Origin of the sequence: Paraburkholderia sp. WC7.3g (assembly GCF_050436345.1) — a bacterium.
In the GTDB taxonomy this organism is placed as follows: domain Bacteria; phylum Pseudomonadota; class Gammaproteobacteria; order Burkholderiales; family Burkholderiaceae; genus Paraburkholderia; species Paraburkholderia podalyriae.
In genome coordinates this window covers 2,849,021-2,865,847 of record NZ_JBNDMA010000002.1, presented here as the reverse complement: position 1 = coordinate 2,865,847, position 16,827 = coordinate 2,849,021, and the positions used below count along the sequence as shown (strand labels likewise).

Annotated in this window: 16 protein-coding genes; 6 read left to right on the top strand and 10 right to left on the bottom strand. The window is 60.3% G+C overall.

Going from position 1 to position 16,827, the window contains the following annotated elements:
- Nucleotides 1–68: 68 nt before the first annotated feature.
- The 7 genes from OKW43_RS24545 to OKW43_RS24515 form a co-directional block, all read right to left on the bottom strand.
- The gene (locus OKW43_RS24545) at nt 69–884 is read right to left on the bottom strand and encodes an enoyl-CoA hydratase/isomerase family protein (protein WP_187633096.1); all 816 of its coding nucleotides are present in this window, start codon (nt 882–884) and stop codon (nt 69–71) included.
- A gap of 138 nt (nt 885–1,022) precedes the next feature.
- Entirely contained in the window at nt 1,023–2,432 is a 1,410-nt protein-coding gene (locus tag OKW43_RS24540) for an MmgE/PrpD family protein (protein WP_187633095.1), read from the bottom strand.
- 40 nt (nt 2,433–2,472) lie between these two features.
- The gene (locus OKW43_RS24535) at nt 2,473–3,627 is read right to left on the bottom strand and encodes a CaiB/BaiF CoA transferase family protein (RefSeq protein ID WP_187633094.1); all 1,155 of its coding nucleotides are present in this window, start codon (nt 3,625–3,627) and stop codon (nt 2,473–2,475) included.
- Entirely contained in the window at nt 3,617–4,846 is a 1,230-nt protein-coding gene (locus OKW43_RS24530) for a CaiB/BaiF CoA transferase family protein (protein WP_187633093.1), read from the bottom strand. Before OKW43_RS24530 ends, OKW43_RS24535 begins: the two co-directional genes overlap by 11 nt.
- Nucleotides 4,847–4,897: 51 nt before the next feature.
- Entirely contained in the window at nt 4,898–5,317 is a 420-nt protein-coding gene (locus OKW43_RS24525; RefSeq protein ID WP_187633092.1) for a Zn-ribbon domain-containing OB-fold protein, read from the bottom strand.
- A 25-nt stretch (nt 5,318–5,342) separates the two neighbouring features.
- Entirely contained in the window at nt 5,343–6,554 is a 1,212-nt protein-coding gene (locus tag OKW43_RS24520) for a thiolase family protein (RefSeq protein WP_184057110.1), read from the bottom strand.
- Between the two features lie 9 nt (nt 6,555–6,563).
- Nucleotides 6,564–7,061, bottom strand: a complete 498-nt coding sequence (locus tag OKW43_RS24515; RefSeq protein ID WP_187633091.1) for a MaoC/PaaZ C-terminal domain-containing protein — start codon at nt 7,059–7,061, stop codon at nt 6,564–6,566.
- Nucleotides 7,062–7,897: 836 nt separating this feature from the next.
- Between OKW43_RS24515 and OKW43_RS24510 the strand changes: the two genes are divergently transcribed.
- From OKW43_RS24510 to OKW43_RS24500, 3 genes are all read left to right on the top strand, one after another.
- A complete protein-coding gene (locus OKW43_RS24510; RefSeq protein WP_187633090.1) occupies nt 7,898–8,479 on the top strand; it encodes a carboxymuconolactone decarboxylase family protein in 582 nt (193 codons plus the stop codon).
- A gap of 90 nt (nt 8,480–8,569) precedes the next feature.
- Nucleotides 8,570–9,568, top strand: coding sequence for a Bug family tripartite tricarboxylate transporter substrate binding protein (locus OKW43_RS24505; RefSeq protein WP_187633089.1), 999 nt, complete (start codon nt 8,570–8,572; stop codon nt 9,566–9,568).
- Nucleotides 9,569–9,589: 21 nt separating this feature from the next.
- Nucleotides 9,590–10,564 carry an Ldh family oxidoreductase gene (locus OKW43_RS24500; RefSeq protein ID WP_187633088.1) on the top strand — a complete coding sequence of 325 codons (975 nt, stop codon included), beginning with the start codon at nt 9,590–9,592 and terminating at the stop codon, nt 10,562–10,564.
- 101 nt (nt 10,565–10,665) lie between these two features.
- Here the strand turns inward: OKW43_RS24500 and OKW43_RS24495 are convergent, their stop codons facing one another.
- Nucleotides 10,666–11,619, bottom strand: coding sequence for a zinc-binding dehydrogenase (locus OKW43_RS24495; RefSeq protein ID WP_187633087.1), 954 nt, complete (start codon nt 11,617–11,619; stop codon nt 10,666–10,668).
- Nucleotides 11,620–11,630: 11 nt separating this feature from the next.
- Nucleotides 11,631–12,449, bottom strand: coding sequence for an SDR family NAD(P)-dependent oxidoreductase (locus OKW43_RS24490; RefSeq protein ID WP_187633086.1), 819 nt, complete (start codon nt 12,447–12,449; stop codon nt 11,631–11,633).
- 340 nt (nt 12,450–12,789) lie between these two features.
- On the opposite strand from OKW43_RS24490, the gene OKW43_RS24485 reads away from it, so the two are divergent.
- From OKW43_RS24485 to OKW43_RS24475, 3 genes are all read left to right on the top strand, one after another.
- Nucleotides 12,790–13,269 (top strand): tripartite tricarboxylate transporter TctB family protein, encoded by a 480-nt coding sequence (locus OKW43_RS24485; RefSeq protein ID WP_187633085.1) that lies wholly within the window; start codon nt 12,790–12,792, stop codon nt 13,267–13,269.
- Nucleotides 13,270–13,272: 3 nt separating this feature from the next.
- Entirely contained in the window at nt 13,273–14,901 is a 1,629-nt protein-coding gene (locus tag OKW43_RS24480; RefSeq protein WP_187633084.1) for a tripartite tricarboxylate transporter permease, read from the top strand.
- Between the two features lie 92 nt (nt 14,902–14,993).
- A complete protein-coding gene (locus OKW43_RS24475) occupies nt 14,994–15,695 on the top strand; it encodes a nitroreductase (RefSeq protein WP_187633083.1) in 702 nt (233 codons plus the stop codon).
- 158 nt (nt 15,696–15,853) lie between these two features.
- Here the strand turns inward: OKW43_RS24475 and OKW43_RS24470 are convergent, their stop codons facing one another.
- Complete coding sequence (locus tag OKW43_RS24470; RefSeq protein WP_184057091.1) at nt 15,854–16,582, bottom strand: carboxymuconolactone decarboxylase family protein; 729 nt, start codon at nt 16,580–16,582, stop codon at nt 15,854–15,856.
- Nucleotides 16,583–16,827: the final 245 nt, after the last annotated feature.

Here is a 16,827-nt window from a genome sequence, read left to right as displayed (position 1 = left end):
AGTTCAAGTCCGGCACAACACCACACACGATTCGGGCGCGGATATCGCTGGCGGGAAAAGTCGCATCATTACTCGCGCTCGCTACGCGCGCGTGTTGCAAACATTTGCACGCCGTCAGCAAGCGCGGGTGACGCAATCCGATATCGGTATTGGGTCCACCGCTCTAGCCATAACGCTTCCTTCAGCGGAAGTTCAAGGCCCCTGCGAGCGGCAGATTTCATGGAAGCCAGCGCTCGGGCATCAGTTTGCGCCATTCCTGTCGCAATTTGCATCGTCTCGTATTCCAGTTTCTCGGCGGGCACGGCGAGAGATGCCAGACCGATCCGCTCCGCCTCGATGCCTGTCATACGCCGGCCTGTGAGAAGGTAGAACAGCGCGCGAGAAAGGCCGAGTTTGCGCGGCAAGCGCTGCGACCCACCGCCACCTGGAAGTAGGTTGCGCCGGATGTGTTCGTCGCCCATCTCTGCTTGTTCATCGACTATGAGGATGTCGCACGACAGTGCGAGTTCGAAGCCTCCAGCGAGCGCAAAGCCGTGTACGCACGCGATCACAATTTGGGGCGCCGCTTCCAGCGCTTCGAACGTCGCTTGCATCAGATCCTGGTGGCCCATATGTGCCGCTACATCATTGATGACACCGCTCGCGAGCCATTTGAGATCATTGCCAGCACAGAATGCCCTCCCTGCGCCACGGATGACGATGACACGGACGTCACGTTCGACCTCTGCGCACTCGTCGATCGCGGACTTGAAAGCGATGAGCGTCGAACCGTCGAAGGAGTTCATACGCTCCGGACGATTCAAGGTGATGATGCGGACGTGCTCCGTGCTGTCGTCAACCAGGACGGTAGGAGGCGTAGGAGATTGCGACTCAACTTTGCTCATATCAACTTAACCTCCGCAGAGGGGTAACGAGGGGCGCCTGCTCGTGTCTTTCCGGAGGAGCCGCCCCGGTCCGCTGCTCCGGCGAGTCAAAAAAGCAGACCCGAGCAGCGCAACGCCGACGCGCCGCCCGCTAGCCGGTCAGGTTCCTGTCAACGAGCGAATCGCCGCGGAGAATTCGTCTATTTGGATATTCTCGAGGTTTTGTACAACGTCCCAGAATTCGCGAACCTTGAGGTCGCTAGGACGGCGATGCGCAAGGGCCGCACAATCGATGAACTTGCGAACGAGCAACTCGTCGGAAATAGGGAAGTCTGGATGCCCGATGCCGTGGCGGACCTGGTGACGATACGTCTGACCGTTTTTAAGATGCACCTCGACGTCGCCGCCCTCGACCGTGCCTTCGGACAGCGACTCGTCGACCTGCCAGGTCACACGGTCGGCCAGCGCGAGCACGCGTGAGTCGACCATGCCTTCGTCGGAGAACGCGGCCAACGGCACACTTCCGTGGGCCAATGCAACGCCCGCGCAGAACGGCAGGGCGCATAGCGCGTCCATTCGCACGGTCGGGCGTCGCCGCGCCTCGCCCGGTTCGCAAAATCGAAGATTCGTCTCACCCACGCGAAGCACCACCTTCTCGATCGACGCGGGATCGATGTTCTGCCTCTCGCGCACTTCGATCAGTGCCTGCAGTGTCGCATGCGTCTCGCGCGCCGACGGCCATGCCTTGATTGATATCCGCTCCGCCTCGTAGCGCTCTCCAAGTCCGCCTATCAGGCGCTCACGATCGTATTCGCCGCGGAAGAACGCGCCGTAGAAGCCGTACTTCCCTTCGAAGGCTGCAGCGTCGCCACGCAGGCCAGCCTTGGCCATGTAAGAGGCGGTCACCCCGTTGCGTGCACCGAAGCCATCGCGAAAGCCCCGCACGTCGGAGCCGGGGCCGTGATGGCACTCCAAGGTCGTGCCGGTTTGGTGCAGCGTCAGCCCATAGGCAGACTGAAGTTGCTGTGTATTGAGGCCCATCACCCGTGCGGACGCAGTCGTCGAACCCCAGATCGCCACCACTGCCGGCCAGATCCAGACGTAGTCATATAGCGACCCTTTGATCGCCAGGCCGACCCGGCACACGATCTCATTGCCCAGCAAGACCGAAGAGAGAAGTTCGCGCCCAGTGGATCCGGGTATTTCCTCGGCCGCGGCCAACGCCCCAGCGAACGAATTGCTCGTCGGGTGTGCTACCGCTTCGTCATGCACATCGTCAAAGTCGTACTGGTGCGCCATCGCCGCATTCGCGAACGCAGCCTGAGGCGCGGGCAGGCACACGTCGTGTCCAATGACGGTGCCCGAAGGCGTGCCACCCCAGCGTGAGAGCATCTGCACGATGCGCTGCGCGTTGGCGCCCGGGCCGCCGCCGGCGAGCATGACGCCCACCGTGTCGAAGATCGAGCGCTTAGTGCTGGCAACCGCCTTGGCCGGCAGATCTTCGAAGCGCGTCGTGGTAACAAACTCGGCAAAGAGACGACTGGCGTCGGGAGCTTCGTTGTGGGTCATGTGAAATCCTTGCGTGAAATTGAATGAGGCGTGCAAGCCGTTACTTCGCCTGCGCCGCTTCCAGCAGTGCATGCATCCGGTCGTTGTCCTGGCCTACATCCGGGGCGGACGCAAGCGGCGGCGGCCGTTGGCCGTCGAACGACAATGGCACGCCGACGCACTCGATCTCGTCGGGCGACGGCTTGCCGAGAATGCCCAACGCCTTGGTCTGCTCGTGCGCGATCAGTTCGGCCGTGGTCTGGATAGGTGCCGATGCGACACCATAGGCTTGCAGCTGCTTTTTCCAATATGCGCGGGTGTCGGTGGCCAGCCGATCGCCGATGAGGCCGTCGATTTCGGCCCGGTTCTGCAGGCGCCCGGCATTCGTCGCGAACTTTGGATCCGTCGCCCATTCGGGGTGACCGAGTGCCTCGCTCAGCTTTCCAAACAGGCGATCATTCGCGCAACTGACGATGAGATAGCCATCCTGCGTAGTGTATGCGCGATGTGGGACGATGAACGCAATGCCCGAGCCGTGGCGACTGCCAGGCTCACCGTCGGTGGAGTAATTCGCGATGCCGACTGACATCCAGGCAATGGCCGTTTCGAGCAGCGAGGAATTGACGGTAGCGCCCTTGCCGGTGACCTTGCGGCGGTACAGTGCAGAGAGAATACCGATCACCGTCCACATGCCCGTTCCGAAGTCCACGATGGACACGCCGGCGCGGGATGGAGCTTGCCCGTTCTCGCCAGTGAGACTCATGATTCCGGAGAAAGCCTGCATTAGCGGATCGTAGCCGGGTTCTTTGTTCATCGGGCCGACATGCCCGAACGCGCCGACTTCACAGCAGATCAGTTCCGGCTTGCGGGCTCGCAGACTCTCCGGGTCCAGGCCGTATTGACCTGCCGAACCCGGCCGCAGGTTATGCGTGAACACGTCGGCGTGGCGGAATATAAAGTCCTTGAGCATTTCCAGTTGCTCGGGATCTTTGATGTCGACGCAGATTGAGTGTTTCCCTCGGTTAAGGGAATGGAAAGCAGCGCCGCTGCCTTTCCATTTGCTTGGCCCCCAGCCGCGAGTTGCGTCGCCGCCGGGGCGCTCCACTTTCCACACCTGCGCGCCGAGGCCGGCGAGCGTCTGGCCGCCGAAAGGCAGCGATGCGTTATCGCTTAACTCAACGACGACCACGCCGGACAGGGGTAACTCATTGTGCATGGTTCAGCTCCTCACTTGAATCCCGGGTTTCTGCGCGAGCGCCGCCATCACGGAGCGCGGCCTCTACCTCTTGCTGCGCGAGTCCGTATTCACGCAGCACCTCAACGGTGTGTTCGCCCAGACGTGGTGCGGGGTAGCGCATTTCTGGCGTGCTTTCACTCCATTCTTGCGCGATTCCTAGCGTGCGGATCGACCCTTCAGTGGGATGCTCCTGCACGGAAAAGAAACTGACGGCCTTCATATGCTCATCGTCCAGAAGTGTTTCCGGGGTGTTCATCTTCACAATGGGAATGTCCGCCTCAATGAGCAGTCTTAACCACTCGTCGCTCGACCTTGTTTCGAAAATCTGCGCAAGGAATTCGAACAGTTCGACGACGTGCTGCATCCGTGCGGGCAGTGTCCCATAGCGGGGATCGGCTGCCATTTCAGGCCGGCCGGCTATCTCGAAGAAGCGCTGCCAATGGCGGTCGGTATATACGCTCACGCCGACATGACCATCGAGCGTGCGGTAAGGCTTGCGCTCCGGGCTCATCATGCGTTCGTACCCCCAGTCGCCGATGGGCGGAACGAATGTGTGACCATACAGATGGTCGCCTAACACGAAATGTGCGAACGTTTCGAACATGGGGACCTGAACGGCCTGACCGCGACCGGTCCGCTCACGGTAGTAAAGCGCCATAGCAATCGCATTGGACATAGCCATTCCGACAACGCGATCGGCGAAAGCAGATGCCACATACTGCGGCGGCCCCGACTTGCGCGCCTGCAATACCGGCATTCCGACTGCCGCCTGCATCAAGTCGTCATATGCGGGCCGATCCGCATACGGCCCGCGCTGGCCGAAGCCGAAAGCACCGCAGTAGATTAAGCGCGGGTTCATGTTGCAAACATCCTGGTAAGCGAGACCCAGCTTGCCCATCGTCTTCGGCCTGAGGCTGTACATGAGCACATCCGACGTAGACACCATGCGCTTCAAGGCGGCAAGACCGCTGTCTTTCTTCAGGTCGAGCACGACGCTGCGTTTGTTGCGGTTCGCGTGCAGGAAAGTGACGCTCATGCCCTTGTTGCGCGCCGGTCCGACCGAGCGCGTGGAATCGCCTTCCGGGGATTCGATCTTGCATACATCCGCGCCCATGTCGGCAAGCAACAGCGACGCATATGGGCCCATGATGTTGGACGTCATGTCAAGGACGCGTACTCCCGACAGTGGACCGGCCATATCAATACTCCTTTTTGATTTAGGACTAAGCGAATATGCCGCACTCGCCAGTTAGCGCATCAGTGAAAAAATAGGCAGCGTTTGCTCGCCGCGCCTAATGAACTTCACCTCGACGCCTTTTCCTACCGCCATTTCCTCTGCAGTCGCATCGATTTGCGTGAACAGAAAATAGCCTTCTTCCATTTGTACAAATCCGACCGTATAGGGGACTATGGAGGTCCACAGCTGTGTTGGACCTCGCATGATCGTACTAAACGAGTAAAGCGTTCCACGGCCGCTTGAATGCTTCCATTCGAGCGAGCGCGATCCGCAATGCGGGCAATGCGAATGCGCAGGCCAAACCGCCTGATCGCAGCCCGCGCAGCGCTGGTACTTGAGTTGCTCTTCTTGTAGCGCTTCCCAATAGGGCTGCGCATCGAGCAGGCGATACGGTTGAGGCCAACCGTTGGGGGAATGCGTTTCGGTGCTCACGCTATGCTCCTTGTTCGCGGGCCGTTCAGGTGTTGGACGAGAGGATGGTTACGCTTCCGGCTGCGAGCATGCCACCCGATCCCTGGACTAGCACGGTACGCGGGCGCTTGTTTGCGGCACGCCCGAGTGCTTGACCGCGCAACTGACGGATTGCCTCGATATAGCTGTCCATATTGCAGGAGATGCCAGGCTGACCGAAGGACAGCCAGCCTCCATTTGTGTCGGTTGGCAAGTCGCCGTCAATGCCGGTGCGGCCCTCACGATAGAGGCTGATTCCTTGTCCCTTCGTAGCGAAGCCGAGGTCTTCCATGATGATCGGGCCCATGTGCGCGAAGTTGACCGAGATCTGCGCCATGTCGATGTCCGCCGGGGCAAGCTGCGACATCTGGTATGCCTGCCGCGCAGCTTCGGCCGTGGCTGTATAGGTGAGGTTCGGGAAAGGCCCGAGCGCTTCGTATCGACAGCGCGGCATGTTTACGCGATCACCTAGGTACTCGTGCGTGGTGGCTGAGCCATAGCCCATCACATACACCGCATCGCGCGCTATTTTTGCGTTTTCCACAGAGGTGACCACCAGGGCACCGCCCGTGCCCCCGCCCCAGGTAGAACACATCCAACGCCGCAAAGGTGTCGCCACATAAGGCGATGCCAACACTTTGTCGCGATCGATCTCGCCGAACCGGGCCTTTGCGGCATGCGGGTGATGCACGGCCCATTTCTGATTGGCAATAGAGACGTCGGCCAGATCCTCTTCCGTTATACCGAATTCGTGAAAGTAGCGGCAGGCAGCCTGCGCATAGAGGGAAGGGATCGTCGGACCGTATGGAATCTCGAATTGCGGATCAGCATCCGCTTCGGCGCCCATCGCGACCGCATCTACGAAGAGTTCCGTCGCATCGCTTTGCAGACACAGCACGTATTGAGCACGGCCGGCAGCGATCATCTGTGAGGCCATCGCAACTGTTGCGTTCAGGCCTGCACCATGCATGGTGATTTCGCTATTGATTGTCACGGGCATCTGCATGTGCGAGCAAAAGATGTTGCTCCACTGCGAGCGCTTGTCGGCCCAAGGCGAGCGGCCGGTAAACACCGCGTCGATCTGGTCCTTACCTATACCTGCATCTGCAAGCGCTTTGTATGTGGCTTCGACCGCAAGTTGCAGAGGATCCTTACGCTCGCGCACGGACGCGTAGGCATCTCCCATCCCGACAATAGCGGCTTGTGGCTTGGGTGTCATGCGCGCCTCTCAGTCTTTCAGTTCAGGCAGCGAGAGATTGATGAGCGCGTCGAGCTCCTCTCGTTGACGGAGCATCAGGAGACTCCACTCTCCCTTCTGCACGACAATTCCGTCCTGATTGATCGCTTTCATGAGGAACTTGATTACGCCGTACTTCGCATCCTTTTCCTTCTTGCCGATGACTTCGCACGCGGCATAAATGGTGTCCCCGATGAACACTGGCGCAAGGAAGCGCATGTTGTCGATGCCGTAGTTCGCCTGGATCCCGAGGCCAAACTGGATCAGGCCGGTTACGATCGCATACGTGAGCGACCCTTGTACTAGTCGCTTACCGAAGCGAGTTTTTGATGCGTACTGGACGTTGGAGTGTATCTCGATCCAATTGCCGGTCAGGGCACAGAAATTCACCACGTCCGTCTCCGTCACAGTCCGTCCCCCGGAACGGAAGAGTTGCCCTAGCTCTAGCTCGTCGTAGGTCTGATCGATGCGGTTCTTGATCTTGCTCATAGTTCGGATGTCTCCCAGGGTAAACCCAGTGGTGGTGAGTATTCGGGGTTTGTTACGTGACGCGCGAGCGCGGCCAGCAAATGAGGTTTGCTTGGCGTCTTTCGATCGCGAGCTCGGAGTTGTGTCGTTGATACAGCGTAAGAGATCAAAGGACAGGAACCAACTCGCAAATTTGGAAGGTGCAATTCTCATCCGGCGAATCGGTCAAGCGCGACTGCGACTGAGATTCCAACGTGTCTGCGCGGACGATATCAGCCACCCGGATTGCCGGTCCGGATCCTCTCGACGCGACGGTTGGTAGAGAACATCGAAATCTGCAGCAGCACGCGCGTGTGGCGCCGATGACCATCTGGCCACTTGCTCGAACCGTTTGCGCTCCGCTCTGAGCTTCTGGCTCAGTCCTCTTAACGGTCACCATCGCCTTCCACCACTCGTTGCCGGATTGACGCGTGATCGGGAAGAGCGGGCCAGGCGTAGGACGGTCGCCGTGGATCGACCGATCTCGTGGGGCTCCGTTGCTCGAGCGCCGATAAACATGACCCGTGGTGCGCGCCATCGAGGAACGAGGCGACGAGGTCTTTGCTTCACGGGCAAAAATCCTTGTCACTTAACTGCGTATGCAAGCACTCGGCCAGTTCCTAGAATTCGCTATATCCGTGCGGGCGATCAGGCGCGAACAGCGAAGTGGTTGGCAGGACGCCTACGCCGCAGGGGGAGCGCCACTGAGGAAGCACCGTGGCGCTGCTGGTGGTGAAGAACTGGTGGCCGCGCGCAACGGGCTGATTCCGCTGGGCCGTATAGCAGCCGCTTGGTAGTCAATCGAAAGGAGCAACTTTATGCCACGACTGGAAATGCCATCTGAAGATGCCATGACCTCTGAACAGGCAGCTGTTTGTGCGGAAGTGATCAGCGGGCCGCGCGGAAAGGTGCCTGCGCCAATGATTGCCTGGTTGCGAAACCCGGACCTCGCAAGACGGGTGCAGAAGCTAGGCGAGCTGCTTCGCTATCAGACAACGCTCGAGCCGCAGCTCAGCGAGCTCGCCATTCTTGTATGCGCCCGGCATTGGACTGCACACGTGCAATGGAACGCACATAAGGCAATAGCGCTGAAATCGGGTCTCGACGCGCAAGTTGTCGAGGCCATCGCGGCGCGTCGCGTGCCGGCCATCAGCGAAGACCGCATGCGTGCGGTCTACGACGTCTCGTCGACGCTCCTCTCGACGAGCCGGGTGCCTGAGCAGCTATACGCGCGCGGCATTGAGCAGCTCGGCGAGCGCGGAATGGCGGAGCTTGTCGCGATTCTGGGCTATTACTGCCTCGCATCGTTCACGCTTAACACGTTCGAGTTAGGCCTGCCAAGCGGCGTTGCACCGGAACTGGAGGATCCGGACTATCTGGAGACGAAGACGGGCAGTTGACGCGGCTGGCAGTAGCGCGGATCCATCCGGACCGCATGCAGATCCCGGCCCAGTGCGGGACGAACATTCCAAATACAGACGGAGACATTCATGGGTTTTTCGCGCATGAACCGCCGTGACGCGTGCCTCGCGCTCGCTGGTTTGCTGGCCGGCGGACTTGCACCGGGTCTCGCGGCGGCGGACGAGTTTCCAGGTAGGCAGGTGACGTTGATCGTTCCCTATGAGCCCGGTAACACGGGAGACCTTTGGGCACGGATGGTCGCGCCGAAGCTTTCGGCGCTGTGGAAACAGCCCGTAATTGTGCAGAACATGCCGGGCGCGAGCACGATGATCGGCGTTGCCTATGTCATGCGTTCGAAGCCTGACGGTCACACGCTGCTGATCGGGAGCCTCAGCACCACCATGGCCAAGCTGACCAATGCGAACGTACATTTCGATCCCCAGGTCGAGCTCGCGCCCGTGCTCAAGTACCTTAAGTTCAAGATGGTGCTGGCTACGAATGCCGTTACGTATGCCAAGGCGAAAAATCTCCACGAACTTGTCACGCTCAGTGAGTCGGTGCCTGGCGGAATCTTCTACGGTGGCACAGGGCCGGGCACCGCTTTCAATATGAGCGCGGGCTTTGTTCTCAGGGGACTCGGTGTGAAGTATTCCGAAGTGAACTACAACGGCACGCTACCCATCATCCTTGCGTTGATTCGTAACGAGGTGCAGGTGCTCGAGAACACACCTGCGGCGCTGAAGGGGCATATCGCCGACGGCAGCATTTACCCTATCGCGGCGTTCGGCGAAGAACGCTTCCCCGAGTTGCCGAACGTCCAGACAGTGCGTGAAGCGGGGTACAAAGGGTTTTACCCGGTCCTCTGGAATGGAGTGTTCGCGCCAAAGGGCACGCCGCCACGCGTACTCGACCGCATCGCCGCAGACATTCACGCCGTCTCGACGGCACCGGATATGAAAGATCGTATCGAATCGACTTTCTCCGGTTTCATACCCCAGTCCAACCCGCAGCTGTTTGCGCACGAGATCGAAACGGAAACGACGCAATGGCGCGACTTTCTTGCCAGCATCCATTTCACGCCTCACTAACCTGTCCCGATGGAGAACCCAGTGAAGATCAATACCTCCGATGCCCATGGCGTGGCGGTCGCCTTCCTCGTGCGACGCGGCATGTCCGAGGAACACTCGCGAATGGTCGCCGATCACCTCATTTACGCAATGCTTGCCGGACATGCGTACGCCGGCCTGCCTAGGCTCATTCCCATGGCCGAACGGCTGCGCAAGACCGGAACCGGCGGCACAATCCGGACGGTCAAGGAGACGGATAATTCCGCGCTGATCGACGGGGCGAATGTCAACGGCTACGTCACATCTGTCATAGCGATGAAGAAGGCTATGGCACTTGCGAAGGCGAGCGGCGTGGGCATTGTGGGCGTGAACAACAGCTGGTTCTCCGGACTGCTTCGCTATTACGTCGAGCCTGCCGCAAACGAGGGCTTCATCGCGATCCACGCCGCGAACTCGACGGCTCGAGTCGCGCCACATGGCGGCGCCGACAGTTTGCTCGGGACGAATCCGATCGCGTTTGCATTTCCCGGCGAGCGCTCGCCACTCGTGATCGACTTCGCCACCTCGCAGCTGATGTGGGGCGACGTCATTTACCACGGGCAGCTCGGCAAGCCGCTTCCGTCGGACTGCGCTGTCGACCCGCAAGGACGGCGGACCACGGACCCCGCAGCGGCGCTCGCTGGTGCAATTCTGGGATGGGGCGGTGCGCGCGGTTATAGCGTCTCGCTGGTCGTGCAGGCGCTTGGCATTCTCGCAGGCAGCGATCCCATCATTGGCGAGGCGGGTAAGTGGGGCTATCTGTTCATTACGATCAACCCTGAACTCTTGATGCCGGTCGACGAATTCAAGCAGCGCATCGGCGTCTTGCGTTCCTCCATCGAAAGCTCCCGTCCCATCGAGGGCGGCGGTCCCGTGAGGGTGCCGGGAAGCGCGACCGACGCGCGCCTGGCCGAAGGGCGTGCGCGTGGTTGGATCGAGATCGAAGAGGAAATCTATCGCCGCCTTACGGTGGAGTAATATCGCGAATCGCGACCGTCATCGCAGCCTGTCATGCCGTTCAGCAAAAGCGCTGAACGGCATTTTTTTTAGAGTTCGTGCCTGGGTAACGCAGACAGGAGTCAGGCCGGGACGGACAGGACGATCTTGCCAAAATGGGCGTTCGAACTCATTCGGTCAAGGGCCGCGGCGGCCTGTTCGAGGGGGAACACGCGATCGATCGGCAGCCGCAATTTGCGCTCGGCAATGGCGGCCGACAGGTCGCGTGCCATCAGTGCCGTGAGGTCGCGAATCTCATCTACTGATCGCGTACGGAAAGTGACTCCAGTGTACGAGATGCGACGCAGCGCGTGCCAATTGAAATCTACGACACCCTCACTGCCTCCGAGCCGGCCGACATTGACGATGCGACCGAGCTTGGCGCAGGTCTTCATGGTCTGGTTGAAGGCCGGTCCGCTCACCTGGTCCACGATGACATCCACGCCCTTTCCGGCAGTCGCGTCAAGGATTCTTTCTACCCATTCGGGCGCGGAGGCATCCAGCGCATAGTCCGCGCCGAATTCCTGGAGCCGGCTACGCCTTGCGCTGTTCGTCGAAGTGCCGATCACGGCGCCTGCTCCGAGTAGCTTCCCGATCTGCATGCCCATGAGTCCGACACCCGAGCTGGCGCCGTGGATCATGAGTGTCTCGCCGCGCTGCATGCGGCCTGCCGTGACGATCGCATTGTGCATGGTCTGGCAGGCGAGCATCAGGACCGTTGCCTCCTCGAACGCGATGCCGTCCGGAATACGCATCGCGCGGCCCCGATCCGTAACGGCGTATTCCGCGTATGCACCGGTTCCTGTGCACATCACGCGGTCGCCTGGTCTCCATTCGGTCACGGCACTTCCGACCCCGGCGATTTCGCCGGCCCACTCCATGCCAATCACCTTGCCATCTTTTGCAGCCACGCCTGAAAGATCGGCCCGATTCAGACTTGCCGCGCCTACACGCACAAGGATCTGGTCGGGCTCAGGGCGCGGCACGGGGGTGTCGCCGGGCTGTGCACCGGCGGAGGTTGCAAGTATCGCTTTCATGGCGGGTCCTGTCATTGTGGAGTCCCATCGAGAGACGCGTCTGCCACCGGCTGCATGGCGGTATTGCCTGGATAGAAGGCTGCACGGGTTCCGCCGTCAACAGGGAGCACTGTCCCGTTGACGTACCGGGCCGCATCGCTCAGGAAGAACAGGATGACATCGGCGATGTCGTCCGGTTCGGCGATGCGGCCGAGCGGCGATACACCCGTCGGCTTGTACAGCGAAGTGACATCGGTTTTGGCCGCGCCGTTCAGCATCGGCGTTGCCACGGTTCCGGGCGCTACGGCGTTGACGACAACGCCCGAGGGCCCCAACTCGACGGCGAGTACACCGGTGAGCAAATGGAGCGCCGCCTTCGTCGCTGCGTAGAAACCCGAGCCGGGCTTGGGTCGGATGCCTGCACAGGAGCCGACCATCACCACGCGCGCAGGATGGACAACACTCGAGCGCTCACGCAAAAGCGGAAGCGCTTCGCGCACTGTCAACCACGGACCCTTGACGTTCACGCCGAGCAGCAGATCTACATCTTCTGGCGTGTGCTCCTCGAGCGCTCCGACGCGAATCACGCCTGCGGAACAGATCAAGGCGTCGAGTTTCGCCGTCTGGCGGCGGACGGCATCGAATGCGGACCGGACGCTCTCGACGTCGGCCACGTCGCATTGGAGGTGACGCAGTCGGTTTTGCGAAGTCTGCAATGACGCATGCTGATCCGGTGCATGTTCACAAACGTCCAGGGACCAGACGGTCCAGTCGTGGGCAATCAGGCGTTCGACAGTACGTCGCCCGATCCCGGACGCGCCGCCTGTGACAACAGCAGTTTTGTTGGTCATGATTTCTCCGGTAGCTCGGACGAGCTTAGGGGTGTGTCGGCAGCGAAGTCAACGCACCAGTGTGCGAAGCTGCTTGCTCGCGCTCGCAAAAATGAGCCGGTACGGCAGGCGGGCCGAGTGTCTTGCCGCCGCGCGCAAAACTGCTTAACGGCTGGGCACATAGATCGGGCTTGGAGTGAGGCATACACTACTCTCGCACCATCATCTGGCTACCAGAGTTCATATAGTAAATATCGGAGACAAGGCACGACTGAGTCCTGTTCGCGAGCTGCCTGTATGGTCGAGGTGGTGCGCAGCGAACACGGCTTCGGAAGCTGTCTGGCAATTGGAGAAGGGACGAATGCCGAATCCATTGGTTTCGCTACCGAAGGACTATCTGGGTGGCGGCTTGATGATACTGATTGGTGCGAGCGCAGCTGGCATGGGCGCGACATACAGTATCGGAACGCTCCGGCAGATGGGGCCGGGCTTTTTCCCGGTCGCGTTGGGGGTCTTGTTGATGTTTGCCGGCACAGCCATTGCCGTTGCTGCTTGGCTCGAGCGTGCGCGTGCGGGTGTGGTCAAGTCCGAGACGTTGCCCCCAGAGTGGCGAGGGTGGGCGTGCATCGTTGGTGCGTTGATCGCTTTCGTCATTCTGGGCCGTTATGGTGGCTTGCTGGCCGCCTGCGCAGCGGTCGTTTTTATCGCCGCGATGGGTGACCGCGACAATAAGCTGAAGGACGGCTTGCTGCTGATGGCGATCATGCTGGTGTTTGCGATCGTCGTGATATGGGGCGCGCTGCGAATGTCCTTTCCGCTGTTTACGTGGGGAGGTGCCTGAGCCATGCTGACCGATTCGCTCACAAACCTCTGGTATGGCTTCGAGATTGCGCTGCAACCTCACAACATCTGGTGGTCGTTCGTCGGTGTTCTAATAGGCAACCTGATAGGCGTTTTACCGGGGCTCGGCGCACTGACGGCCATCTCGATGCTCCTGCCGATTACCTATTCGATGCATCCGGTACCCGCGGTCCTGATGCTAGCCGGCATCTTCTACGGGTCGATGTATGGCGGCGCCATAGGTGCGATCCTGTTAAACCTGCCATCGCACCCGCCGCATGCGGTAACCTGCCTCGACGGGTACCCGATGGCCAAGGCTGGAAAAGGAGGAACGGCGCTGGGCGTCGCGATGTTTGCATCGTTCTTCGCCGCATCGTTCGGCATCGTCGTGATGATCATCGCCTCGCCGCTGCTGGTACGAATCGCCTTCGATTTCGGACCCGCGGAAATCTTCTCGGTCATGCTGCTCGGCCTTCTGGCGGGCTCCACGATGGCTCGCGGCTCGCCGCTCAAGGGCGTCGCCATGACGACGTTGGGATTGCTGCTCGGCATCGTCGGCACGGACGTTACTAGCGGCGTGCAACGGTTCACGTTTGGATTTCTGGAACTCTCTGACAAGATCGAACTCGTCGCGCTAGCACTTGGCCTTTTCGGTGTGGCTGATTTTCTCGTCAGTATCAACCGCATGCACGCGGTCACGTCGAGCAACAAGACGATGGACGTAGGCTTCAAGGATATGCTGCCGAGCAAGACGGAGATCAAGCAGGCTTTCTGGCCGACGATTCGCGGAACGTTGGTCGGCACGCTCTTCGGCGCAATGCCCGGGACCGGTCCGACGGTAGCGTCGTTCGTAGCGTATGCATTCGAGCGGAAGGTATCTCGCAAGCCCGGACGCTTCGGCCATGGGGCACTCGAGGGCGTTGCAGCGCCGGAAGCTGCGTCCCATTCCAAGACGCAGGTCGATTTCATCCCGACGATGAGTCTCGGCATTCCCGGCGACGCGGTGATGGCGCTCATTCTTGGCGCGCTGCTGATTCAAGGTATTCAGCCGGGTCCCCAAATGATCAGGGAACACCCGGACATCTTCTGGGGCTTGATCGCAAGCTTCTGGATCGGCAATGTGTTGCTGATGATCATGAACCTACCGATGATCGGCGTCTGGGTCAGAATGCTGAAGGTGCCTTACCGCTACCTTTTGCCGTTGGCGATGGGCTTTATCGCCATCGGGGTGTACTCCACGAATAATTCGCTTTTCGATGTTGGCGAGGCACTCTTCTTCGGCGTAGTCGGCGCGGTCCTTCTTGCACTCGACTTTCCCGTCGCGCCAATCCTGCTCGGCTTCGTGCTCGGGCGACCATTCGAAGAGAATTTCCGCCGGGCACTGCTGCTGTCACGCGGCGACATGATGATCTTCGTCGAACACCCGATTAGCGCCGTGCTGATCACGCTTTGCGCCTTGTTGCTGCTGAGTCAAATCTGCTTCGGGTTGCGGCGAGCGGTGATTCAAAGACGACTGAGCGCTGCCGCGCAGACGGGCCAGGCCCATCAACCGGGACAACTAGCTCAGGGCGGAATTGAGTCGATCGGCGTGCGCGCCGCGCAAACGGCGAGCCGCCGCACGTCCGACATGTGAGTCCAGACATTGTGTGCTGCCGACGCCTACACGCATCGTTCTTATCCGTTCATTAACGCCGCTGCAGCGGCACTGGAAAGGAGGAAGAAAAGATGGTTTCCGTTTGCACCAATACAGTCACAGCAGATTTTACTTGCCTCGACGGATTGCTGCGGCGGCGACACAGCTGCCGAGCCTTTCTGCCGCAGCCAGTATCGCGAGATGTCATCCGGCAAATTCTGGCGACGGCGCAACGCACTGCATCCTGGTGTAATGCCCAACCCTGGCAGGTCCACATGGTGAGCGGCGAGCCGCTCGAGAGTCTCCGTAGCGATCTGATGGCCCGCGCCTCAGCGAACATCGCTCCGTCGCCCGAACTCGATTGGCCGCGCGAGTATCGCGGCGTTCATCAGACGCGCAGGCGAGAATGCGGCTGGGCCCTTTATCAAGCCACCGGCGTGCGGAAAGGCGATCGCGAAGCCGCGGCGCGACAGGGGAGAGAGAACTTCCGGTTATTTGGTGCTCCGCACCTCGCGGTCGTATGCAGTGACGGTTTCCTCGGCACTCACGGGGTCATGGATTGCGGCGCCTGGGTGTCCAACTTCATGTTGGCAGCCACCGCAGTAGGCGTCAGTGCAATCGCACAAGCCGCACTGGCCTCATGGCCTGATCTCTTGCGCAAGCACCTCGATATTGGCGCCGAGAATCGCATCATCTGCGGCATCTCCTTCGGATTCGAAGACAAGGAGCACGTCGCCAACAGGTTCCGCACCTCGCGGGCACCGATCGACGACGTCGTCGCGTGGGTGGAATGACCATCGCTGCGCGTAAAAAATCTGGAGATTCCGGCTCCGGGTGGTCGGGGTTGCGCCGGTGTCTTTTATAGACAAACCCGGCGCAGACGCCACCGGCAACGACACCACACCGTGCAACGCAGCGACTGGTCGTCGGTCGTCGGTCGCCACGCGGTCCGTCAATTTCTGCCGAATAAGGCTTCCGAACCCAGGATGAAGGTTTCGAGGCCCGTTAGCGCGCCCAATTGAAAGATCGTCAGGATCTCTTCTCGTGTAGCGCCGTGCTGCAGCGCATGGCGTATGTGAAGCGCAAGGCCCGTTCCATACATATGAGTAACGGAAGAGTCGATGGCAATGTAGATCAATTCTCGCTCTTTGGGTGTCAGCGAACCATGCTTCCACGGTTCAGTCGATAGTCCCGACAGCGCCTTGAAGTAATCCGGAAGCAGCCGCGCGATGGTATCGCGCTGTTCGTTCCAGAATCCGCGCGTCTTCACGAAGTCCTCTCGTATTTCTTCGATATCGGAGCGCGTAGATGGTAGCTCGGCGGCATCCGGCCCACGCGTCGCTCGCAGCTCCTCGAGGAGGATCGGCACGGCGAAGTAAAGCGCATGGTTGCTCAAGCCGACGATGGACAACAGGACGTCAATCACGTCGTGCTCCGATGCGCCGGCCACTCTGGCCCGTTCGACGTGCCGCCTGATAGCCTTTTCATTCAGCGCCGTCGCCGATGCATGCAGCGCAAGCAGCACGAGCTCCTTCATTCTAGGTGAAAGATGCTCGTCGCCGATAGCGACGCGCCAGAACCGGGCGGCGGCTTCAAATGACGTCGGGGCCGTCAGGCGCAGACGTTCCGGCACGCGCGGGTCATCGAAAGTGCCGTCGAGTTGGTCCTGGTCATAGTGCACATCGCCTCCTTACGCCGGTTGCGCCGGCGGGCTAGCTATTGATGGAGCGAATACCGCGGTCGCAGTTGGGGTTGCCGCCCGCTTTGGAAGGTATCGCGGTCAGTTCATGCCGCAGGACGTGAAGGTAGCGGGAACGCCGTGCCACGCATGGTTGTAGAAAAAGAATAGACGTGTGACTGGAGGCGCATCCAGCGTGTCTTAAGCAAAGCTCATTTGCGCCAGACAGAAAAAGTCGGGTTGGCGTC